This is a genomic window from Burkholderia sp. Ac-20365 (assembly GCF_017104715.1).
GTDB lineage: Bacteria > Pseudomonadota > Gammaproteobacteria > Burkholderiales > Burkholderiaceae > Paraburkholderia.
Genome location: NZ_JAAGPI010000027.1, coordinates 105,945 through 127,920, shown reverse-complemented (window position 1 = coordinate 127,920; position 21,976 = coordinate 105,945). Strand labels below are relative to the sequence as shown.

Sequence of the window (21,976 nt, the reverse complement as noted above, 5' to 3'; positions counted from 1 at the left end):
CCGGCGCGCATTCCAAACCAGAGGACGCAGGGTACACACATGCTAAAAGTTACAAAGGCCGTCTTTCCGGTCGCGGGTCTCGGCACCCGCTTCCTCCCTGCCACCAAGGCCAGCCCGAAGGAGATGCTGCCTATCGTCGACAAGCCGCTGATCCAGTACGCGGTGGAAGAGGCGATGGCGGCGGGCATTACGGAAATGATCTTCGTGACGGGCCGCAGCAAGCGCGCGATCGAAGACCATTTCGACAAGTCGTATGAAATCGAAGCCGAACTGGAAGCGCGCGGCAAGGCGAAGCTGCTGGAACTGGTGCGCAGCATCAAGCCGAGCCATGTGGACTGCTTCTACGTGCGTCAGCCGGAAGCGCTCGGTCTGGGCCATGCGGTGCTGTGCGCGGAGAAGCTGGTGGGCGACAACCCGTTCGCCGTGATCCTCGCGGACGACTTGCTGTACGGCAAGCCGCCTGTGATGCAGCAGATGATCGAGGTGTTCGATCACTATCACAGCTCGGTGATTGGCGTGGAAGAGATTCCGCCGTCGGAGACGAAGTCGTACGGGATTGTCGATGGCAAGGAGTGGGAAGATGCGATCATCAAGATGTCCGGCATTATCGAAAAGCCGGCGCCTGAGGTTGCGCCTTCTAACCTGGGTGTAGTGGGTCGCTATGTGTTGAAGCCGCGCATCTTCGATCACATCCGCTCGTTGAAGCCTGGCGCTGGCGGTGAGCTGCAGCTCACGGATGCTATCCAGTCGTTGCTCGCTGATGAGCAGGTTCTTGCTTATAAGTACCACGGCACTCGCTTTGACTGCGGTAGCAAGTTGGGGTATCTCAAGGCCACCGTTGAATTTGCCTTGCGGCATCCGGAAGTGGCTGCAGATTTTGAAGAGTATCTGCGGACTCGGTCGCCAGTGCTGGAAGGCTGATTTTTTGGGTTTTGGTTTTTGATTTGTCTGCGACGCGGGTGGCTGTCATTTTTGGCGGCATCCGCGTTTTTGTTTTTTTACGCTGTGGTTCGGGTCGGGGTTTAGGTTTTTGTCGCTGGCATCCGCGATTTGTTATTGGTGCCTCACGCGTTGCCCCTGTGCGGGGCGGCACCTACTTTTCTTTGCCGCGGCAAAGAAAAGTAGGCAAAAGAAAGCCGCTGAACACCGCTAATTCTTGTTCCTGCCTGAGGGCCCCCAACGGGTCCTCCGCTTCAAACGACAACCTGCTTTTCACTGCCCGTTGCCAACGCTCTTATTGAGCGCCTCACCCGCTTCACACTCCCGCGTCACCACATACGCGATCAAATCGCTCCCGTTCTATAGCGGCAAACTGTGTGTCGGCTTTCGCGCCGTACGCGCTTCACTCCGGACTGAAAAACACGATCGGTGTCGTAGGAGCGCTGACGCGTGGAGCACTACGCCCTGCACACAGTTTGCCACCTAGGCGGCCGCAACCATTCGCTGCCGTTTGCTGCGTTACGGGTGCTTGAAGTGGGTGAGGCGCACGTTAAGGGCGCGGGCAACGGACGGGGACTGAGAGGTTGCCGTGTGAAGCGGAGGACCCGTTGGGTGCCCTCAGGCGGTGGTCAAGTACGGGCGGTGTTAGCCCGCTTTCTTTGCTTACTTTCTTTGCGGCGGCAAAGAAAGTAAGTGCCGCCCCGCACAGGGGCAACGCTAGCAAACCAGAGACAAATCGCGGATGCCAGCGCGCAGAGCCATAAAAAAACCAAACCAGCGCCGCAGGCAACAACCTCACCGCCTCCGCATTAAAAACACAAAAACCTTATCCCCAGTAGTGGAAACATCAACAATCTCATTCCCGGTCTGCTTGGAGAAAGCAGCAAAATCGCGTTGCGAACCAGGATCGGTAGCCAGCACCTTAAGAATCTGACCACTTTCCATATCGGCCAGCGCCTTCTTGGCGCGCAAGATCGGCAGCGGACAGTTCAGACCGCGTGCATCCACTTCTTTGTGAATCTGAATTTCCATCGGATTTGACCTTCGTGAGGTGGCGCTCGTGCTCGACGCTCGTGCTCGATTTAAGGCGCTCATGCAGAAGGGTCAAATTTTAACGCAAGCGTCACGAACACGCCCAAGCCAGAACGAAGGCCCGGGCGCGTCTGCCCTCACAGATCAACAGCCCGCCCGCTCGTCAGCGACTCCCGCAGCGCATAACCAATCCGCGTCGCCTCCATTGCATCAGCCAACGTCGCCCCGCTCTGCCGGCCTTCGCGAACAGCCGCGACGAACGCCTGCGCCTCGCACAAAAACGCATCCTCGAACCGGTCGAAGAAGGTCGGCGTGCACTCGTTGCGGATACCGCTCGCATCGGCGATTTCGACGCGATTCGCACGCGGATTGCGCCCGACATACAGCGCGCCCGCCGTGCCGATCACCTCACTACCCGTGTCGTTGCCATGCGCCAGCGTCCGCGACGCGTAGAACATCGCCATGCGCCCGCCTTCGAACTCGCAGATCGCCACACCGTTGTCGACATCGCCGAATTCACGCAGACCTTCGTGCAGCGCGATCACGCCGCTCGCATACACGCGCTTCGCTTTCGGCATGCCGAGCAGCCAGCGCGCAACGTCGATGTCGTGCACCGTGCAGTCGAGAAAAATCCCGCCCGAGGTCGGCGCGAAACGCACGAAAAAACCTTCCGGATCGTTCTGGTCGCAAGTCTGCGAGCGCACCATGAACGGCCTGCCGATCGCGCCCGCCTCGATCTTCTCGTACGCGTTGCGGTAGCTCGGATCGAAGCGGCGCATGAAGCCGATCGTCGCCTGCAACTGCGGATGTCGCTGCGCCTCCGCAATCACCCGCTCGCATTCGGCAAGATCCAGCGACAACGGCTTCTCGCAGAACACATGCTTGCCCGCGCGCATCGCATCGACGATCTGCTGCGCGTGCAGCGACGAAGGCGTCACGAGCCACACGGCATCCACATCGCGATCTTCGAGCAGCGCGTGATAGTCGTCGTAAAGACGCGGCGAAGGCAACGCGGTGCGCGCCCACGCCCGTTCCTCTTCGACAGGACTGCACGCGGCCACCAGCGCCGCGCCCGACACGCGATACGCAAGATTCTCGGCATGCCGCTTGCCGAGCCGTCCCAAGCCAACCACGCCGATACGAAGCGGCCCGCTCATCACAGTGCCTCGTTCAGTTTGACCGCGCGGCCTTCGCGCCACGAGCGTGTCGCGGCTTCGGCAAGTTCGAGCGCCTTCAGACCGTCGGCGACTGTCGTTCGCACCGGCTTGCCTTGCGTGACCGCTTCGAAGAAGTGCGCGATTTCGAGCGCGTAGGCCGCGCGATAACGTTCGAGGAAGAAGTGCTCGGGCACATCGCTCGATACGGCCGTCTTCGAGTACGCGGTGACTTCCGTCGGACGCACGTTGCCCGCCTGCAGCATCCCTGCGCTGCCGAGCAGTTCGAAGCGCTGGTCGTAACCATACGCGGCACGACGCGACGTGTTGATCTGGCACAGACGCCCACGCTTCGTGCGAATCGTCACCGCTGTGCAATCGATATCGCCCGCATCGGCAATCGCGGGATCAGTGAGACAACTGCCCGTTGCATGCAGCGTGTCGGCTTCGTCGTCGAGAATCCAGCGGAAGATGTCGAAGTCGTGAATCAGCATGTCCTTGAAAATGCCGCCCGAATGCTTGATGTACTCGACCGGCGGCGCACCCGGATCGCGGCTCGTCACGACCAGCATTTCGGGTGTGCCGATTTCGCCCGCATCGATACGCGCCTTCAGCGCGGCAAACGTGGGATCGAAGCGTCGCTGGAATCCGATCATGCACACGACGCCCGCTTTCGCGACCGCATCGGCACAGGCACGCGCGCGCTCCAGCGTCAGATCGACAGGCTTTTCGCAGAACACATGCTTTTTCTGCGCCGCCGATTGCAGGATCAGATCGGCATGCGTGTCGGTGCTCGAACAGATGACGGTCGCGCCCACCGACGCATCGCCCATCGCGCCATCCACATCGGCCACCTGCGCGCCGTATTGCGCCGCTAGCGCGGCAGCGGCATCGCGGTTCACATCGACCACATACTTGAGCCGCACGCCCGGCTGCCGCGCCAGATTGGACGCGTGAATCTTGCCGATACGTCCGGCACCGAACACCGCTACATCGATCGTCTTGCCTGCCACATCAGTCATCGTATCCTCCAGTGTCTGTCGACTCTTCTACGTTCAATTCCAGCTTGTACGCGAGCGCAATGAACAGCGCCTGGCACAGGCAGATCGTGCTGGTCAGCGAGCGGAATGCGAACGCGCTGCCCTCTTTCACATACAGCTGCGTCGTCGCATAGCGCGCGAGCGGCGACAGCTGGCTATCCGTAATGACGAGCGTCTTGGCCTGATGGTGATGCGCAAGCCGCAAGCAATGCTGCGTCTCCTTGCCATAGGGCGCGAAGCTGATTGCGATCACGACATCGCCCTTCTTCACGCTGCGAATCTGCTCGCGATACATCCCACCGAAACCCGACACCAGATGCACGCGCTTGGGCGTGTGCTGGAGTGCATAGACGATGTAGCTCGCCACCGGAAACGAGCGCCGCACGCCGATCACATAGATGTTGTCGGCCTGCTGCAGCATCTTCACGGCGGCGTCGAACTGCGCGTCGTCGAGCGAGTCTTCGAGTTCGTCGAGACCATCGCGGCAGGCCGCGACGAACTCGCGCGCCACGCTGCCGCCCGACAGCCGCCCCGGCTTCTCGTCGATGAGCTTGCGAATACGCTGCTGATAACTCTGCGACGACGCGCCTTGCGTCGTGTAAGCCTGGCGAAACACAGCCTGCAGATCGGAGAAACCCGAAAAGCCGAAACGCTGCGCGAAACGCACCACGGCCGACGGATGCACGCCGCAGCTCGTCGCGATGTCGCTGGTGCGATCGACCATCACGCTCGATCTGTGCTGCTCGATATACGTCGCCACGCTCTTCAACTGACGCGGCAGCGATTCGTAGTTTTCCGCGATGCGCTGCATCAATTCGTCGACGCTCGGCAACTCTTCTGTGCTGTCTTCCGCCATGGTCTTTACCTCTGTGCTTCCGTGTGCTTTTTTGCAGCGCAAAATCCCGCCCCGTAAGGCTTTCGAGGAATCGCGATGCGCTGTCCCGACGTTGCCGAGTATAGGCACAACCGAAAGCAAATGGAATGGATTTTCCATTTTTCTTTGACATGAAATTTTCATTGCAAGTCTCAAAAAGTTGGCCTAATCTTGGTCCTGAGCGATGACGTAACTGCGGACGCAAAGCGAACCGGCATCACCTCGCAAAGCGTCATACGCTCCCTTCAAATACGAACAGACAAAAGGTGGAGACAATGAGACTTTGCAAAGGCAAGGGTTCGTTCAAGGCTTCGGTCAAAGTTTTGGCGGCAGCGCTGACGCTGGCAGCTGGAATCGGCGCGATGACGGCGGCATCGACGGCGCAGGCGGCGGACGCGAAGTTCGTGCTGATCAGCCACGCACCGGATTCCGACTCGTGGTGGAACACGATCAAGAACGCGATCAAGCAGGCCGACGAGGACTTCAACGTCGAAACCGATTACCGCAATCCCCCTAACGGCGACCTCGCCGACATGTCCCGCCTGATCGAACAGGCCGCCGCGCGCAACTACGACGGCGTGATCGTCACCATTGCTGACTTCGACGTATTGAAGAGTTCGCTCGGCAAAGTCACGGGCAAGAAGATTCCGCTCGTCACGATCAATTCCGGCACGGAAGAACAGAGCGCGCAGCTCGGCGCGATCATGCATATCGGTCAGCCTGAATATGTTGCTGGCAAGGCAGCGGGCGAAAAGGCCAAGGCTGCGGGCGTGAAGTCGTTCCTGTGCGTGAACCACTTCGCGACCAACGTGGTGTCGTTCGAACGCTGCCGTGGTTTTGCCGATGCGCTCGGCGTGAACTACAAGACGTCGACGATCGATTCGGGCCAGGATCCGACGGAAATCCAGTCGAAGGTCAGCGCGTATCTGCGCAACCATCCGAACACGGGCGCCGTTCTGACGCTCGGACCGACGCCTGCCTCGGCCACGATCAAGGCCGTGCAGCAGATGGGCCTCGCCGGCAAGATCTACTTCTGCACATTCGACTTCTCGGATGACATCGCGAAGGGCATCCAGGACGGCACGATCCAGTTCGCGATCGATCAGCAGCCGTACCTGCAAGGCTATATCGCGGTGGCCGTGCTCGCGATCGTGAAGAAGGAACACACGACCGATCCGACGAAGATCCGGCAGATTCTGCAGGCGAATCCGAAGTTCAAGGAGCGTCTGCAAACGTACGGCCTCGAGCCGTCGTATGGGCCGAAGAACATCCGTTCCGGTCCGGGCTTCATCACGAAGGCAAATATCGACAAGGTCATCAAGTACGCGGGCCAGTACCGCTAACGGCCTTTCCTCTAGCCAGTCATACGCGGTACCGGGCGCGCCAGCATAGCGCGACCCCGGCGGACCTTTGCACGCCTTTTTGTGCATGACAGCCGCCATCGTCGGGTGCCCCGACCGCGTCGTTTAACGGCTTTTTGCGTGCCTCTCGCCACTCCCCTGAGTGAAACGCACAACGAAGCCGATATTGGAGACATCATGGGCGTAGCCGGCAAACACTATCCATCGCATGGTCACGATGCGGCGGGCAATGAAGCGCAAACCTCACAGCCGGCAGCGGCCAGTGACGAGCGCATCAGAAAGGAATCGTTCTTCGGGCATCTGCTGAATCGCCCCGAGTTTGCAGCGATATCCGGCACCGTGCTGGTGTTCCTCGTGTTCGCGATCAGCGCCGGCAGCTCAGGGATGTTCAATCTCGATGGCGTGATGAACTGGTCGCAGGTCTCCGCGTATCTGGGCATTCTCGCCGTCGGCGCCTGCCTGCTGATGATTGCGGGCGAATTCGATCTCTCCATCGGCTCGATGATCGGCTTCGCGGGCATGATGGTCGCGATTCCGTCCGTCTACTTCCACTGGCCCATCTGGGCCGCGATCATCTTCGCGTTCGCCGGATCGATGGCACTCGGCGCATTGAACGGCTATCTGGTGATGCGCACGCGTCTGCCGTCGTTCATCGTGACGCTTGCCTTTCTGTTCATCCTGCGCGGCCTCACGCTCGCGCTGTCGATCATGGTCGCGGACCGCACGATCATCTCCGGTGTGGGTGATCTCGCGCAGTCCGATGCCGTGACCAACTTCCTGTTCCATGGCGTCGCGTTGCATGGACTCTTCACGAGCCTTGCGCACATGGGCATCGGCTCGCTGCTCGAAAACGGCCAGCCGCTCGTCCCCGGCATTCCGAAAGTGCTGTTGTGGTGGTTCGCGCTTGCCGCAGTCGGTGCGTTCGTTCTCGCGAAAACGCGTTACGGCAACTGGGTGCTCGCTGTGGGCGGCGATGCGAATGCCGCGAAGAACGTCGGCGTGCCCGTGCGCCGCGTGAAGATTTCCCTCTTCGTACTGACGGCTTTCTGCTCGTGCCTGTTTGCCGTGCTGCAAGTGTGCGACATCGGCTCTGCTGCTGCGGACCGTGGCCTGCAAAAGGAATTCGAAGCGATCATCGCTGCGGTGATTGGCGGCACGCTGCTGACGGGCGGTTATGGATCGGTAGTGGGCGCGTGCTTCGGCGCACTGATCTTCGGCGTCGTGCAGATCGGCATTACTTATACGAACGTCAGTTCCGACTGGTTCCGCGTGTTCCTCGGCGTGATGCTGCTGATCGCGGTGCTGTTCAACCACTATGTGCGCCGCCGCGTCGCGCAATCGTAATCGGGAGACGATCATGTCCGACACTCTCAAGCAAGACGACATCATCCTGTCGCTCGAAAACGTCAGCAAGTACTTCGGCAAGGTGATCGCACTTTCGGGCGTGACGCTGCGCCTGCGGCGCGGAGAAGTGCACTGCCTGCTCGGCGACAACGGCGCGGGTAAATCGACGCTTATCAAGACGCTCGCCGGCGTGCATCAGCCCTCTGCCGGCGAATACCTGGTGGACGGCAAGCCAGTGGCCTTCGAATCGCCCAGCGATGCACTCGACCTCGGCATCGCGACCGTGTATCAGGATCTGGCGCTGGTGCCCTTGCTCTCCGTGGCACGCAACTTCTTCATGGGGCGCGAGCCGCAAAAGAAACTCTTCGGCCTCGTCAACGTGATGGACCTCGACACGAGTGCGCAAATCGCGCGAGAAAAGCTCGCTGAAATGGGCATCAACGTGCGCGATCCGCATCAGCCGATCGGCACGATGTCCGGCGGCGAACGGCAATGTCTCGCGATTGCCCGCGCGATTCACTTCGGCGCACGCGTGCTGATTCTCGACGAACCGACGGCAGCCCTCGGCGTGAAGCAGAGCTTCAACGTGCTCAAGCTGATTCACAAGGCGCGCGCGAAAGGCATTTCCGTGATCTTCATCACGCACAACGTGCACCACGCGTATCCGATCGGCGATTCGTTCACGCTGCTCAATCGCGGCAAGTCGATGGGCACGTACACGAAAGACACGATCTCGAAGGACGAGGTACTCGACATGATGGCGGGCGGCGCCGAAATGCAGAAGATGATCGGCGAACTCGAAGGCGCGACGATCTAACCACGGCTAGCCCCGCACACTCAGGACACACTCATGGCTCTTACCAGTACCACCACGCCCCAAAGCGCGAGCCGCTTCGCGGCAGGCCGCGCCCGCGACGTCATATGCCTGGGCCGCCTCGCCGTCGATCTGTACGCGCAACAGGTCGGCGCACGCCTCGAAGACGTCGCGAGCTTCGCGAAATATCTGGGCGGCTCGTCGGCGAATATCGCATTCGGCTGCGCGCGGCTCGGGCTCAATGCATCGATGCTTGCGCGCGTCGGCAACGATCACATGGGCCGCTTTCTCACCGAGACGCTCACGAAGGAAGGCTGCGATGTCGGTCACGTGCGCACCGACTACGAACGTCTCACTGCACTCGTGCTGCTCGGCCTGAAAGATCGCGACACCTTCCCGCTGATCTTCTATCGCGAGAACTGCGCGGACATGGCCGTCGATGAAGCGGACTTCGACGAAGCATATATCGCTTCATCGAAAGCGCTGCTGATCACAGGCACGCACTTTTCGACGGAACAGGTGAATCGCACGAGCCGCCGCGCTTTGGAATACGCGCGCAAGAACGACGTGCGCACCGTGCTCGACATCGACTATCGACCGGTATTGTGGGGACTCACCGGCAAGGCCGATGGTGAAACACGTTTCGTCGCGAACGAAAGCGTCAGTGCGCATATTCAAGGCATCCTGCCCCTCTTCGATCTCGTGATCGGCACGGAAGAAGAGTTCCGCATCGCGGGCGGCAAGGACACGCTGATCGAATCGCTCGCGCAGGTGCGCAAGGTGACATCAGCGGCGCTCGTCGTGAAGCGCGGGCCGCTCGGCTGCCAGATCATCGAAGGCGCCGTGCCCGCTTCGCTCGACGATGCGCCGATTCAAGGCGGCGTCGAAGTCGAAGTGCTGAACGTGCTCGGCGCTGGCGACGCGTTCGCATCGGGCTTTCTATCGGGCTGGCTGCGTGATCAGCCGCTCGAAGCCTGCGCGCGCGCCGCGAATGCGAGCGGCGCGCTCGTCGTGTCACGTCATGGTTGCGCGCCTGCCATGCCGACGCCCGCTGAACTCGACTATTTCCTGCGCGAAGCAAAAGTGGACCCGGCGCGCATGCGCCGCCCCGATCGCGACGCGACGCTAGCACGTCTGCATCGCGTGACGCCTGCGCGCAAGACCTACGACGAAGTCCTCGGCTTTGCATTCGATCATCGCAACCAGTTCTTCGAACTCGCTCAACAAACGGGTGCAGACCTTTCACGCATTTCGAAGCTGAAGAGCCTGTTCGTCGAAGCCGTCAAGCAGACGGAACAGTCGCTTGGCCTGCAAGGCAAGATCGCCGTGCTGATCGACGACCGTTACGGTCAGGACGCGCTCAACGAAGCGACGGGACGCGGCTGGTGGATCGGCCGCCCTGTCGAATTGCCGGGCTCGGTGCCGCTCGTCTTCGATCACGGACGCTCGATCGGCACGACGCTCACGAGCTGGCCGCGCGAACACGTGGTGAAGTGCCTCGTCCAGTTCCATCCGGATGAGCCGATCGAGCAGCGTCTCGAACAGGAAGCGCAACTGCGCGCGCTCTACGACGCCGTGCAGGAAAGCGGCCACGAACTGCTGCTCGAAGTGATTCCGCCGAAGCATCTGGCTGGCGGGCCGGACATCGTGTATCGCGCGTTGAAGCGGCTCTACAACATCGGCCTCTATCCGGAGTGGTGGAAGCTCGAGCCGATGGAAGCGTCGCAATGGCAAGCCATCGACGCACTGATCGAGGAACGCGATCCGTATTGCCGTGGTGTCGTGCTGCTCGGCCTGTCGGCACCTGTCGATCAGATGATCGAAGGCTTCCGCGCGGCCGCGCAATCGAGGACATGCAAGGGCTTCACCGTCGGCCGCACGATTCACTATGAACCGAGCCAGGCGTGGCTCGCTGGCCAGATCGGCGATGAAGAACTGATTGCGCGCGTGCGCCGCACATTCGAAACGCTGATCCAGTCGTGGCGCGAAAACCGCGGCACAGCGCCTGCGGCTTCGCACACCATCCGTCAGGAGCAGGCAGCATGAATCAACGTGCGTTGCATCATGATGTGACGAGCGCTTCCGACACGGCCGCACAAGTGTCCGCCGACGGCACGATCCGGTTGACCGCCGCGCAGGCCGTGGTCCGCTATCTCGCCGCGCAACGGGTGGAGACGGAAGACGGCACCGGCACCGAGCCTTTGTTCGGCGGCGTGTTCGCGATCTTCGGGCATGGCAATGTCGCCGGTCTTGGCGAAGCGCTCTATCAGTATCGGCACGAACTGCCGACGTATCGCGCGCATAACGAACAGGCGATGGCGCACAGCGCGATCGCGTTCGCGAAGGCGCACTTCCGGCGACGCATGATGGCCGTCACGACATCGATCGGTCCAGGCGCGACGAACCTCGTCACGGCAGCCGCACTGGCGCACGTGAACCGCTTGCCCGTGCTGCTGCTGCCCGGCGATATCTTCGTGTCGCGCGCGCCGGACCCGGTATTGCAGCAGGTCGAAGACTTCCACGACGGCGGCATCTCCGCGAACGATGCGTTCAAGCCCGTGTCGCGCTACTTCGACCGGATCGTGCATCCGGCGCAGTTGCTCAACGCGTTGCCGCGCGCAATTCGCGTGCTGACTGACGCCGCGCAGTGCGGTCCCGTCACACTCGCGATGCCGCAAGACGTGCAGGCGACCGCCTACGACTACCCTGCCGATTTCTTCGCGCCGCGAGTCGTCCGGTTCCATTCGCCCGCGCCCGTCGAACATGAACTCGACGAAGCGCTGCGCGTGCTGCGCGATGCGAAGAACCCGATGATCGTCGCAGGTGGTGGCGTGCTTTACGGCCACGCGACGGATGCACTGAAGGCGTTCGCAACGAAGCACGGCATTCCCGTCGCCGAGACGCAGGCGGGGAAAGGCTCGCTTGCGTGGGACGATCCGCTGAATCTCGGGTCGCTCGGCGTGACGGGTTCTCCCGGCGCGAATGAAATCGCGCACGAAGCCGATTGCGTGCTGGCAGTCGGCACGCGTCTGCAGGACTTCACGACGGGCTCGAATACGCTCTTTGCGAAGGCGCAGGTGATTGGCATCAATGCGAATGCGTTCGATGGTCTCAAGCATCGCGGTTGCATCGTGCAGGCCGATGCGCGGCTCGCGCTAGATGCGCTGTCGTCACGTCTGGAAGACTGGCGAGCGGACACAGCGTGGACGTCGCGCGCGCAACAGCTGGCGAACGAATGGCGCGACATCGTGCACACACTCACGAACGCACCGCAACGCGACAACGTACTGCCCTATGACGCCGACGTGATCGGCGCGGTGCAACGCTCAGACGAGCGTTCCACAACCGACGACATCGTCGTGTGCGCCGCCGGCACGCTGCCCGCCGAGTTGCACAAACTGTGGCGCGCGGGACGGCCGGGCGCGTATCACGTCGAGTACGGCTATTCGTGCATGGGCTACGAGATCGCGGGCGGCCTTGGCGCGAAGCTCGCGCGACCCGAGCGCGAAGTGATCGTGATGGTCGGCGACGGCAGTTATCTGATGATGAACAGCGAAATCGCGACGTCGGTGATGCTGGGCGCGAAGCTGATCGTCGTCGTGCTCGACAATCGCGGCTATGGCTGCATCAACCGCTTGCAGCAAGCCTGCGGCGGCGCACCGTTCAACAACATGTTCGACGACTGCGTGCAAGGCGCACCCGGCGCGCCGAATATCGACTTCGCCGCGCACGCGCGCGCGATGGGCGCACAGGCCGAGCATGTCGCGAACGTGCAGGAACTCGAAGCGGCAATGCAGCGTGCCCGCGCGGCGGACCGCACCTACCTGATCTGTATCGACACCGACGCCGCGCGCACCACGGACGAAGGCGGCTGGTGGTGGGAAGTCGCCGTGCCGGAAGTGTCATCGCGCGAAGGCGTGCGCCGCGCACGCGCCGATTACGAAGCGCATATCAGCGCACGCGGCAAGGACAACGAGTGAGGAAGCGCACATGAGTCAGTTCGAAGTACGCATCGGCATCAATCCGCTGTCGTGGATGAACGACGACCTGCCGTCGCTGGGCGGCGAAACGCCGCTCGACCTCGCACTCACGGAGGGCCGCGAAATCGGCTATCAGGGGTTCGAGCTCGGCAACAAGTTTCCGCGCGAGCCCGAAGCGCTGAAGGCCTTGTTCAAACAGTACGACCTGTCGCTCGTATCGGGGTGGTATTCGGGACGGCTGGCGGATTTCAGTCGCAGCATCGAGGACGAGTGCAAGGCTGCCGATGCACATCTGGAGTTGCTCGCGAAAAATGGCGCGACGGTGATGGTGTATGGCGAAGTGCACAACACGATCCAGGGCTCGCCGAAGCCGCTCTACCAGCGCCCGCGTTTTTTCACCGACGAGCAATGGAACACGTACGCACAGCGCCTGAATGAGTTCGCACGCTACACGTTGAGCAAGGGCGTGCGGGTTGCGTATCACCACCATATGGGCGCGTATGTCGAAACACCGGCCGATGTCGATCGCCTGATGTCGATAACGAGCGACGACGTCGGCCTGCTGTTCGACGCGGGCCACATCACGTTCGCGGGCGGCGACGCGCTCAGTGTGTTGAACCGCCATATCGGCCGCGTGTGTCATGTGCATTGTAAGGACGTGCGCCCTGCCGTGATGAAGCTTGCGCGCAATCGCAACTGGAGTTTTCTTGATGCCGTGATTGCGGGCGCATTCACGGTGCCGGGCGACGGCTCGATCGATTTCGCCGCTATCATCGATACGCTCAAGCGTCACGGCTATCGCGGCTGGCTGGTGGTCGAAGCGGAGCAGGATCCTGCAGTCGCACCGTCGTATGCTTATGCGCAGAAGGGTTATCGGACGTTGCGCACGCTGGTCGATGCGCCGCTCGATGTCGCACAGGAGGCAGCATGAGTTTGCTTGTGAAAGCACAGCGTGAAGGCCAGACCATTGCGCGTGTGACGCCTGAATCGGCGGGCTGGCGGTATGTTGGCTTTGCTGCATACAGGATGGAGCCGAACGAGGTCGTGCATGTGCTGGAAGCGTCGCGCGAGGTGTGTATTGTCGTGATGGCGGGTGCCGTCGATATCGAGACCGATGCCCAGACGTGGTCGGGTCTCGGCTCGCGCGACAGTGTGTTCGAGGATAGCGCGCCTGTTGCTGTGTATTTGCCGCCTGGCACGCGGGCGACTGTGCGGGCGAACCGGTTTGCCGAGGTTGGTGTGGCGAGTGCGCCTGCCAAAGGCGAGCTTCCTGCGCGCTTGATCGAGCCTTCGCAGATGAAGCGCTCTGTGCGCGGCAAGGGCGCAAATACGCGGTACGTGTGCGATATTCTTCCTCAGACCGAGGCGGCTGAGTCGTTGCTCGTTGTCGAGGTACGGACGCCGAGTGGGCATTCTTCCAGCTATCCACCGCATAAGCATGACACTGACAATGTTCCTGCCGAGAGCTTTCTCGAAGAGACTTATTATCATCGGCTGAATCCGCCGCAAGGGTTTGCGTTTCAGCGCGTGTATACCGATACGCGGGATATCGATGAGTCTCTCGCTGTGGAGGATCACGATGTCGTGATGGTACCGCGTGGGTATCATCCTGTTGTTGTGCCCTATGGGTATGACTCTTATTACCTCAATGTTATGGCTGGGCCTACCAGGACGTGGCATTTCAAGAATGATCCTAAGCATGAGTGGATCGTTGAGAGGGACTCAAAGGGTTGAGAGTTTGGTTTGGTTTGGTTTGGTTTGGTTTGGTTTGGTTTGTCTTGCGACGCTGGGGTGGTTTGCTTTTGTTGTCGCTGGCATCCGCGATGTGACTTACCACTTCAAGCGTCGCCCCTGTGCGGGGCGGCACCTACTTTTCTTTGCCGCGGCAAAGAAAAGTAGGCAAAAGAAAGCCGCTCAACACCGCCAGTTCTTGTTCCCGCCTGAGGGTCCCCAACAGTTCCTCCGCTTCAGACGGCGTTCTCCCATTCAATGCCCGTTGCCAGCGCTTCGGCTAAGCGCCTCACCCGCTCCACACTCCCACGTCGCCACATGCATGATCAATTTGCCCACGTTCTATAGCGGCAAACTGTGTGTCGGCTGTCGCGGCCTATACACTCCACTCCAGACTGAAAACCAGGGTCGCGGCTCGAAAGCACGATCGGTGTCGTAGAAGCGCCGACGTGTGGAGCACTACGACCGACACACAGTTTGCCACCTGGGCGGCCGTAATCATTCGCTGCCGCTGGCTGCGCTACGGGTGATTGAAGTGGGTGAGGCGTCGATTCGAAGCGCCGGCAACGGGCGAGGACTGAGAAGTTGCCGTTTGAAGTGGAGGAACTGTTGGGGGCCCTCAGGCGGTGGTCAAGAACGGGCGGTGTTAGCCCGCTTTCTTTGCTTACTTTCTTTGCGGCGGCAAAGAAAGTAAGTGCCGCCCCGCACAGGGGCAACGCTTGAACCAGGCAAAACATCACGCGGATGCCAGCGAAAACAAAAGCAAACCAAACAACCCGTCGCAAGACAAACCAAATCCACTACCGCTTTGCGACATCAACCACCAACCCTCCATCCTCCCCCATCATCACTTTCCCTTTAGCCACATCACGCCGATAGGCATAAAGATCAAACCTCATCGACGCCGCGCCGACAACACCAGAATCGCGAATCAAAGTCCGGCCATTCACGACCAGTGAATCAAACATCTTCACATCGCCGGATTCGATCCAGACAAAGCTCGTCCCAGCCCCAGCCGGCGGCCGCGCCACAGGCATCGACGCATCGCGTTTAAACCTCAACACAAGGCCCTCATCAGTCACATCTGCACTCGCAAGCCGCCCCTGCAAAACCGGCGGTGGAAACACCGTGTACTGATCGAACACCAGCTCATTCCCCTGCAACGCAACGCCTTTGCGCACAAACGGTGTCAACGACGCGAGCGGCACATCGAGCGCCTTCAACATCCCCGCCTGCGGCACACCCAGCACTTTCACCGAATCAGGCCTATAAACAAGGTGCCGTTCATCACGCACATCAATCGATCCGCGCATCGTCGTCGGCAGCCACACGCCCGGAAAGCGATTCCACAACTTGATGCCGCCCGTCACCTGCAACGCGCCATCGACAGGCTTCAGTTGCATATCGTTCAGCGACCTCGGCGCATAGTCGAGCAGGTAATCGTTGAAGAGCGCCGCCATCGCGGGCCATGGTTCAACCACCTCGCCGCCGATAATGTGAATGTCGTATTGCGTCGGATCATCGAGATCGACAGGCTGACCAGCTCCGGCACCACGCGCATATTGCGCAACGGCGAGCCCTGATACTGAAACAGATAGCGGTCGAAAATCGCCGTGAGCTTGGCGCTGTCGAGCGTCACGTCGCCGCGATGCACGTTGATCGTCACACTATTCGGATCGTCGAATACGACAGGGTCACCCGCACGCGCGGGCGCCAGCGACGCCGCCATCGCGTGGATCTGAAAACCGATCTCGCCCGTCACACGAAAATCGACGTCGCGCGCGAACATCATCGAGCCGTCGATGCCCGAATCGCGCAAGGTCAACGCACGCACGCGCCTCATCTTCATGTCGCTCGCAGACGGCAGGCGATTCGCTACGGCCTGTTCGTTCGATAACTGCTTCTGCTTTGCCGTTTCGATCGAAGGCACGCCTGATGATGCAATCGTATCTGACGCTTCGTGCGCTTGAGGCGCAGCAGAATTGGCATCCGCACACGCCGATACGATCAGTGAGACGTACAGCATCGCCGCAGCCGCGACGAAGCGCGCGATATCCGTTCGCCACGAAACGCCACGCACGCGTATCCCGTCGTTCATGTCCCCTCCTCTTGCCGGCGCGTTCGATCACGCGCGCGGTCCGGCCATGCGCCTTCGATGATTGTCTTTGTTTGTCCGCGCGCTGCCGACAAGATTTCTGGAGGACGCTCACCAAACGCGGGAGCGTTCGAACCGCTTCAAATGATGCGCCGCAAACGCCCGTCGCAAGCCGCCCAGCGCAATCGCGTCGATTCGAGTCAAACGGTAAAGCGTCGTAGTGCGCCGCGCAATCAGCCGACGCCGAGCCATTCGCGCGTCACGTCAGGCCGTGCGCGGAACGATTCCAGCGAGCCATCGAAGACGATTTCGCCATGTCCCATCACGGCGATACGGCTCGCAATGCGGTCCGCGATCACGAGCCGCTGTTCGATCAGCAGCATCGCGACGCCACGCTCACGCAACAGTTGCAATGCCGCAGCAAGCTGCGTGACGACCTGCCCCGCGAGTCCTTCCGTCGGTTCGTCGATCACGACGAGATCGGGGTCGCCAAGCAGCGCACGCGCCACCGACAGCATCTGCTGCTCGCCGCCCGATAACGCGCCCGCCTTCGTGCGCGCGCGTTCGCGCAGCACGGGAAAAAGCGTGTGCGCGTCGTCGAGCGTGAAGCGCGCAGCCTGTTTGCCGGGACGCGGTTTGACGCCGAGAAGCAGGTTCTCGCGCACGCTGAGCGTCGGAAACACGTCGCGCTGCTCGGGCACATAACCAATGCCGAGCCGCGCAATTTCGAACGCACGCAGACCTTCGAGCGCTTGTCCCGCGAGAGCGATCTCGCCTTGCGTGCGCACGAAGCCCATGATCGCCTTCGCGAGCGTCGAACGGCCCGAACCATTGCGGCCCGCCAGCGCGACGGCTTCGCCCGCTTCGATCCGCAAGCTCACACCATGCAGCACCTGACTCGCGCCGTACCACGCGCGCAGGTCGCGAATCTCCAGCAACGCGTTCATCGCGCGGCTCCCTCTGCCGCGTTGCCGGGATCGCCCAGATAGGCCGCGCGCACGGCGGGATCGGCGCGGATTGCATCGGGCGTGCCCGTCGCGATCACCTCGCCCTGCACCAGCACGCTGATGCGATCCGCCAGACCGAATACGACGTCCATATCGTGTTCGACCATCAGCAGCGTGCGTCCCGCCGTTGCCGTGCGGATCAGTTCGACGGCACGCGCGGCTTCAGCGCGATTCATGCCCGCCGTCGGCTCGTCGAGCAGCAGCGTATGGGCGCCGCTTGCGAGCGCCAAACCGAGATCGAGCGCACGCTGATCGGCGTAACTCAGCGTGCCCGCAATCGCATCGCGCCGGTCGTTCAGGCCGACTGCGTCGAGCACGTCTTCTGCCTGCGCGTCGGCTTCACGCGTCTGCGAATAGCGCTGCCACCAGCGCATGCGATCGCGGTTCGCCATCTGCGCGGCGCAGCGCAGATTGTCGAATACGCTGAGCTTCGCGAACACGCTCGTCGTCTGGAAACTGCGCGCCAGTCCGCGCCTGCAGATCGCGGCCGGCGCGAGTCGCGTGATATCGGCGCCATACAGTTCGATGCGGCCCGCGCTCGGTCGTGCGGCACCGGCAATCAGATTGAAGAGCGTCGATTTGCCCGCGCCGTTCGGACCGATCAGCGCGTGACGTTCGTGCGGCTCGACCAGCAGATCGACGCCGCGCAGGATACGCGTCGCGCCGAAGCGCTTGTCGAGGCGCCGCACGGCAATAGCGGGGATCATTCGCGCGCCTCCGCATGTTGCTGAACGGCGAGCTTTCCATCGATACGCGCAGCCGCACGCATCGCCTGCCAGCCGGTTGCGGCGAGGCACAGCACGGCAGCCGTCAGCCATCGCGGATCGATCGACGTAAACAAGCTCGCGCGCTCTTCCGTGCCGAAGCGCTGCGCGTACGCCCACTGCACGCATAGCACGATGGCGAGCGACCACGCGCATGCACTCGCCGCGCGACAGGCAAGCCACGGCAGACAGACGCGCCAGCCATCGCGTGCAATGCGCGCCGTCTGACGCTGCATCCATCCCGCGATGCCATCGGGCGCGTACATGACGACCGCGACGAAAAACAGGCCGAGATACAGCAACCACGCGCGCGTCGCGCCCGCCACGACGACGCTGAAAAACGTCAGCACGACGGCGCCTGCAACCGGGCCGAAAAACACGCCCGTTCCGCCGATCACCGTCGCGATCAGCACCGAGCCCGAGCGCAGCATGCCGACGCTTTCCGTCGACACCAGTTCGACATTGATCAACCCGAGCGTGCCCGCGATACCCGCGAAGAACGACGACCACACGACGACCTCATAGCGCACGCGACGCGGAAAGCAGCCGATAGCGGCTGCGCGCGTGGGGTTGTCGCGCACGGCATGCGCGAGCCGCATGAACGGTGTGCGCGAGAGCAGATACATTGCGAGCACGGCGAGCGCGCACCACAGCGCGATCAATGCATACGCTTCGCGCGCCGGGCCGAACGTGAAGCCCGGGATCGCCGTGCCCGCCGTGCGGTCGATCGCGACACCCGCTTCGCCGCCGAACCAGTCGGGCAAAGTCCATGCAGCAGCCGCGACGAGTTCGCCGATGCCGAGTGTGATCATCGCGAACGCGGTGCCCGAGCGGCGTGTCGCGACGAGGCCATACAGCGCACCGAACAGCGCGCCGCCGATGCCGCCCAGCAACGGCAACAGCGGCAACGGCACGCCGACGTGATTGAACAGATGCGCGGCGATCAGCGCGCCGATGCCGGATGAAGCCGCATGCCCGAACGACAGCAGTCCCGCGCCACCGAGCAGCAGGTTGTACGACAGCGCGAACACGATCATCGCGGCCGTCTGCGCAAGCCACGCGACCAGCCAGCTTTGCGTCGATACGCATGGCGGCACGATCAGCAGCGCCGCGAGCGCGGCCCATGGCAGCATCGCGCGCCAGGGTGACGACGCACGCGACGCATCGTGTGCTTTGCCTGTGTCACGCATCGTCGTCGCGTTGTCCGAAGAAACCGCGCGAGCGCACCGCGAGCATCGCGACCAGCAGCACGTATGGCACGAGCGGCGCGAGTTGCGCGAGCGTCAACGCGCTCCACGCAGCAGGCAGTGCATTGTCGACATCGCCGAACAGTTCGCCGAGCGGAAGGTCGCTGGCGACCGCGAAGGTCTGCGCGCAGCCAATCACGAGCGATGCCACGAGCGCGCCGCCCAGCGACCCCAGTCCGCCGATCACGACCACCACGAACACGATCGATCCGACCGACTCGGCCATCGCCGGTTCGAGCACGAAAAGCGGCGCGCCGATCACACCCGCGAGCGCGGCGAGCGCCGTGCCCGCCGCGAACACGCCCGTGAACACGCGCGGCACGTTATGACCCAACGCTTCGACAGCTTGTGGATGCGTGAGCGCTGCGCGCACGATGAGCCCTGCTTTCGATATGCGCAGCACCGCGTGCAGCACGGCGAGCATCGCAATCGCAACGGCCATCATGAACGCGCGATAGCGCGGAAACGCAACGCCGTACACGTCGAGCAAAGGACCATCGAGCGCTTTGGGCACAGCGGCGCTCAGCGCCTGCAAGCCCCACACGAGCTTCACGCCTTCGCCGATCAGATAAGCCGCGCCGAAGGTCAGCAGCAGTTCAGCGAGATGCCCATGCGGCCGCACGCGCCGCAGCAGCCATCGTTCGAGCGCCGCGCCCATGGCTCCGACGGCGAGCGGCGCGATCACGAGCGCCCACCAGAAGCCCATGCGCGACGCGACGGAAAACCCGACATAAGCGCCGAGCATGTAAAAGCTCGCGTGTGCAAAGTTCAGCACGCCGAGCATGCTGAAAATCAGCGTCAAACCCGCCGACAGCATGAACAGCAGCAAGCCGTAGCTCACGCCGTTCAATACATCGATGACGAACGACTGCACGCGTCAGCCTGCCTGCGAATCTTGCGCGTCTTGCACGACGACAAGCGGCTCGAGCGCGGCGCGCAGATCGTCGGGCAGCGCAACGGGACGGCGCGTGTCGCGATCCACGTACACGTGCACGAAATGCCCTTGCGCGGCGGGCTCGGCATCACCCTCGCGGAACAACCCCACTTCGTAGCGCACGCTCGACGTACCCAGCCGCACGACACGCAAGCCCGCATCGATACGATCCGGAAACACGATCGGCGCGAAGTAGTTGCATTGCGTTTCGACGACGAGGCCGATCGTCGAACTGTGTTCGATGTGGAGCACGCCCGCGCGGATCAGATACTCGTTCACGACGGTATCGAAGTAGCTGTAATAGACGACGTTGTTCACGTGGCCGTAGACATCGTTGTCCATCCAGCGCGTGCCGATGGCGAGAAAATGCGGGTAAGCCGAGCGCGGCGCGGGAGCGGGTTTGTTCATGGCGTGTCCGGTTGGATGAGCAGGCGGCTTACATCGACTCGATCAGCATCCGACGGTAGTCGTCTGCCGTCGCCTCGCGCGGATTCGTCTTGTGGCAGTGATCGGCCAGCGCGCCTTTGATGACCTTGTCGAACGCGCTTTCGTCGACGCCCATCTGGCGCAGGCCCGTAGGCAATCCGAGACGCGCGGTCATGTCGTGCAGCGCCTCGGCGAGATCGGCATGGTCGGGCAGATTCATCACGCGGCGCATGCGCGCGTAGCGGCGATTCGCGACCACTGTCTCCGCGCTTTCGTTGAAGCGCAGCACGGCGGGCAGCACGACGGCGTTCAGCGTGCCGTGATGCAGCGACGTGCGTCCGTTCACCTTCACGCCGCCAAGCGGATGCGACAGCGAATGCACGCAGCCGAGCCCTTTCTGGAACGCCATCGCGCCTTGCATCGATGCGCTCATCATGTGCAGGCGCGCATCGCGGTTCTGGCCGTCGCGCGTCGCGAGTTCGATGTTCGCCCACGCGCGCTCGAGGCCGTCGAGCGCAATGCCGTCGGCGGGCGGATTGAACGACGGCGCGAGAAACGTTTCGATGCAGTGCGCAATCGCGTCCATGCCGGTGGCGGCCGTCAGCATCGAAGGTAATCCCAGCGTGAGGCCGGGATCGCAGATCGCCGCTTTCGGCAGCAGATGCCACGAATGGAAACCGACCTTGCGTCCGTCGTTCAGGATCACGATCGCGCCGCGCGCCACTTCGCTGCCCGTGCCCGCTGTGGTCGGCACGGCGATCAGCGGCGCGGCGCTGGCAGTAATCCTGTTGCTGCCGCCCTCTATCGTCGCGTACTCCGTCATCGTGCCCGGATGCGTCGCCATGATCGCGACACCCTTGGCCAGATCGATCGACGAACCGCCGCCTATCGCGATCAGGCCGTCGCAGCCTTCCTCCCGATAACGCTGCGCAGCGGCCAGCACCATGGCTTCCGTCGGGTTCGACGGCGTGTCGTCGAAGATCGGCACGCCGGGCAGCTTCAACGCGTCGACGGCCTGCTGCGCGACGCCCGCCGCCATCACACCCTTGTCCGTCACCACGAGCGGCCGTTTGATGCACGAGCGCTCGCACTCCGCAGGCAGTTGCGCGAGCGCGTCGTAACCGAGATGAATGTGCGTCAGATAGTAGATGTAGGCCATGTCGATGCGTCTCCGTTGTTATCCAGCGTTTTTATGCAACGTTGTTATCGAGGATAGCGCTCACGCAGTGGGAAC

Annotated in this window: 18 protein-coding genes and 1 pseudogene; 8 read left to right on the top strand and 11 right to left on the bottom strand. The window is 62.2% G+C overall.

Annotated elements, in window-relative coordinates; translation table 11 throughout:
• Positions 1–39: 39 nt before the first annotated feature.
• The gene (gene galU, locus G3O01_RS32520; RefSeq protein ID WP_205811078.1) at positions 40–921 is read left to right on the top strand and encodes a UTP--glucose-1-phosphate uridylyltransferase GalU; all 882 of its coding nucleotides are present in this window, start codon (positions 40–42) and stop codon (positions 919–921) included.
• An 813-nt stretch (positions 922–1,734) separates the two neighbouring features.
• Here galU and G3O01_RS32515 read toward each other — a convergent pair.
• From G3O01_RS32515 to G3O01_RS32500, 4 genes are all read right to left on the bottom strand, one after another.
• Positions 1,735–1,965 carry a sulfurtransferase TusA family protein gene (locus G3O01_RS32515; RefSeq protein ID WP_205811090.1) on the bottom strand — a complete coding sequence of 77 codons (231 nt, stop codon included), beginning with the start codon at positions 1,963–1,965 and terminating at the stop codon, positions 1,735–1,737.
• Between the two features lie 143 nt (positions 1,966–2,108).
• Positions 2,109–3,128: a Gfo/Idh/MocA family oxidoreductase gene (locus G3O01_RS32510; RefSeq protein ID WP_205811077.1), complete on the bottom strand. Its 1,020-nt coding sequence runs from the start codon at positions 3,126–3,128 to the stop codon at positions 2,109–2,111.
• Positions 3,128–4,147: an inositol 2-dehydrogenase gene (gene iolG / locus G3O01_RS32505; protein WP_205811076.1), complete on the bottom strand. Its 1,020-nt coding sequence runs from the start codon at positions 4,145–4,147 to the stop codon at positions 3,128–3,130. Before iolG ends, G3O01_RS32510 begins: the two co-directional genes overlap by 1 nt.
• Complete coding sequence (locus tag G3O01_RS32500) at positions 4,140–5,021, bottom strand: MurR/RpiR family transcriptional regulator (RefSeq protein WP_205811075.1); 882 nt, start codon at positions 5,019–5,021, stop codon at positions 4,140–4,142. Before G3O01_RS32500 ends, iolG begins: the two co-directional genes overlap by 8 nt.
• Positions 5,022–5,314: 293 nt before the next feature.
• Between G3O01_RS32500 and G3O01_RS32495 the strand changes: the two genes are divergently transcribed.
• From G3O01_RS32495 to iolB, 7 genes are all read left to right on the top strand, one after another.
• Positions 5,315–6,382 carry a sugar ABC transporter substrate-binding protein gene (locus G3O01_RS32495; protein ID WP_205811074.1) on the top strand — a complete coding sequence of 356 codons (1,068 nt, stop codon included), beginning with the start codon at positions 5,315–5,317 and terminating at the stop codon, positions 6,380–6,382.
• A gap of 195 nt (positions 6,383–6,577) precedes the next feature.
• A complete protein-coding gene (locus tag G3O01_RS32490; protein ID WP_205811073.1) occupies positions 6,578–7,744 on the top strand; it encodes an ABC transporter permease in 1,167 nt (388 codons plus the stop codon).
• A gap of 13 nt (positions 7,745–7,757) precedes the next feature.
• Positions 7,758–8,561, top strand: a complete 804-nt coding sequence (locus tag G3O01_RS32485) for an ATP-binding cassette domain-containing protein (protein WP_205811072.1) — start codon at positions 7,758–7,760, stop codon at positions 8,559–8,561.
• A 33-nt stretch (positions 8,562–8,594) separates the two neighbouring features.
• Positions 8,595–10,604: a 5-dehydro-2-deoxygluconokinase gene (gene iolC / locus G3O01_RS32480; RefSeq protein WP_205811071.1), complete on the top strand. Its 2,010-nt coding sequence runs from the start codon at positions 8,595–8,597 to the stop codon at positions 10,602–10,604.
• On the top strand, positions 10,601–12,538 hold the full coding sequence (gene iolD / locus G3O01_RS32475; RefSeq protein ID WP_205811070.1) for a 3D-(3,5/4)-trihydroxycyclohexane-1,2-dione acylhydrolase (decyclizing): 1,938 nt from the start codon (positions 10,601–10,603) through the stop codon (positions 12,536–12,538). The genes iolC and iolD overlap by 4 nt, the downstream gene beginning before the upstream one ends.
• A 10-nt stretch (positions 12,539–12,548) precedes the next feature.
• Positions 12,549–13,469: a myo-inosose-2 dehydratase gene (iolE, locus tag G3O01_RS32470; protein WP_205811069.1), complete on the top strand. Its 921-nt coding sequence runs from the start codon at positions 12,549–12,551 to the stop codon at positions 13,467–13,469.
• Positions 13,466–14,272 (top strand): 5-deoxy-glucuronate isomerase, encoded by an 807-nt coding sequence (iolB, locus tag G3O01_RS32465; RefSeq protein ID WP_205811068.1) that lies wholly within the window; start codon positions 13,466–13,468, stop codon positions 14,270–14,272. Before iolE ends, iolB begins: the two co-directional genes overlap by 4 nt.
• A gap of 797 nt (positions 14,273–15,069) precedes the next feature.
• On the opposite strand, the pseudogene G3O01_RS32460 reads toward iolB, so the two are convergent.
• The 7 genes and pseudogenes from G3O01_RS32460 to G3O01_RS32430 form a co-directional block, all read right to left on the bottom strand.
• A pseudogene (locus tag G3O01_RS32460) lies at positions 15,070–16,295 on the bottom strand (hypothetical protein).
• Between the two features lie 302 nt (positions 16,296–16,597).
• Positions 16,598–17,311, bottom strand: a complete 714-nt coding sequence (locus G3O01_RS32455; RefSeq protein WP_205811067.1) for an ABC transporter ATP-binding protein — start codon at positions 17,309–17,311, stop codon at positions 16,598–16,600.
• Positions 17,308–18,078, bottom strand: coding sequence for an ABC transporter ATP-binding protein (locus tag G3O01_RS32450; RefSeq protein ID WP_205811066.1), 771 nt, complete (start codon positions 18,076–18,078; stop codon positions 17,308–17,310). The genes G3O01_RS32455 and G3O01_RS32450 overlap by 4 nt, the downstream gene beginning before the upstream one ends.
• Entirely contained in the window at positions 18,075–19,325 is a 1,251-nt protein-coding gene (locus G3O01_RS32445) for a branched-chain amino acid ABC transporter permease (RefSeq protein WP_205811065.1), read from the bottom strand. The genes G3O01_RS32450 and G3O01_RS32445 overlap by 4 nt, the downstream gene beginning before the upstream one ends.
• Positions 19,318–20,256 (bottom strand): branched-chain amino acid ABC transporter permease, encoded by a 939-nt coding sequence (locus G3O01_RS32440; RefSeq protein WP_205811064.1) that lies wholly within the window; start codon positions 20,254–20,256, stop codon positions 19,318–19,320. Before G3O01_RS32440 ends, G3O01_RS32445 begins: the two co-directional genes overlap by 8 nt.
• Before the next feature lie 3 nt (positions 20,257–20,259).
• Positions 20,260–20,724 carry a thioesterase family protein gene (locus G3O01_RS32435; RefSeq protein ID WP_205811063.1) on the bottom strand — a complete coding sequence of 155 codons (465 nt, stop codon included), beginning with the start codon at positions 20,722–20,724 and terminating at the stop codon, positions 20,260–20,262.
• Positions 20,725–20,752: 28 nt separating this feature from the next.
• Positions 20,753–21,901, bottom strand: coding sequence for an iron-containing alcohol dehydrogenase (locus G3O01_RS32430; RefSeq protein ID WP_205811062.1), 1,149 nt, complete (start codon positions 21,899–21,901; stop codon positions 20,753–20,755).
• Between the last annotated feature and the right edge of the window lie 75 nt (positions 21,902–21,976).

Excerpts from the sequence above, each read along its gene's own strand:
- G3O01_RS32430 (WP_205811062.1), bottom strand. The coding sequence starts at position 21,901 with ATGGCCTACATCTACTATCTGACGCACATTCATCTCGGTTACGACGCG.
- G3O01_RS32500 (WP_205811075.1), bottom strand. The coding sequence starts at position 5,021 with ATGGCGGAAGACAGCACAGAAGAGTTGCCGAGCGTCGACGAATTGATG.
- G3O01_RS32510 (WP_205811077.1), bottom strand. The coding sequence starts at position 3,128 with ATGAGCGGGCCGCTTCGTATCGGCGTGGTTGGCTTGGGACGGCTCGGC.
- G3O01_RS32485 (WP_205811072.1), top strand. The coding sequence starts at position 7,758 with ATGTCCGACACTCTCAAGCAAGACGACATCATCCTGTCGCTCGAAAAC.
- G3O01_RS32445 (WP_205811065.1), bottom strand. The coding sequence starts at position 19,325 with ATGCGTGACACAGGCAAAGCACACGATGCGTCGCGTGCGTCGTCACCC.
- iolG (WP_205811076.1), bottom strand. The coding sequence starts at position 4,147 with ATGACTGATGTGGCAGGCAAGACGATCGATGTAGCGGTGTTCGGTGCC.
- G3O01_RS32450 (WP_205811066.1), bottom strand. The coding sequence starts at position 18,078 with ATGATCCCCGCTATTGCCGTGCGGCGCCTCGACAAGCGCTTCGGCGCG.
- iolD (WP_205811070.1), top strand. The coding sequence starts at position 10,601 with ATGAATCAACGTGCGTTGCATCATGATGTGACGAGCGCTTCCGACACG.
- G3O01_RS32490 (WP_205811073.1), top strand. The coding sequence starts at position 6,578 with ATGGGCGTAGCCGGCAAACACTATCCATCGCATGGTCACGATGCGGCG.
- G3O01_RS32435 (WP_205811063.1), bottom strand. The coding sequence starts at position 20,724 with ATGAACAAACCCGCTCCCGCGCCGCGCTCGGCTTACCCGCATTTTCTC.
- iolE (WP_205811069.1), top strand. The coding sequence starts at position 12,549 with ATGAGTCAGTTCGAAGTACGCATCGGCATCAATCCGCTGTCGTGGATG.
- iolB (WP_205811068.1), top strand. The coding sequence starts at position 13,466 with ATGAGTTTGCTTGTGAAAGCACAGCGTGAAGGCCAGACCATTGCGCGT.
- iolC (WP_205811071.1), top strand. The coding sequence starts at position 8,595 with ATGGCTCTTACCAGTACCACCACGCCCCAAAGCGCGAGCCGCTTCGCG.
- G3O01_RS32455 (WP_205811067.1), bottom strand. The coding sequence starts at position 17,311 with ATGAACGCGTTGCTGGAGATTCGCGACCTGCGCGCGTGGTACGGCGCG.
- G3O01_RS32495 (WP_205811074.1), top strand. The coding sequence starts at position 5,315 with ATGAGACTTTGCAAAGGCAAGGGTTCGTTCAAGGCTTCGGTCAAAGTT.
- galU (WP_205811078.1), top strand. The coding sequence starts at position 40 with ATGCTAAAAGTTACAAAGGCCGTCTTTCCGGTCGCGGGTCTCGGCACC.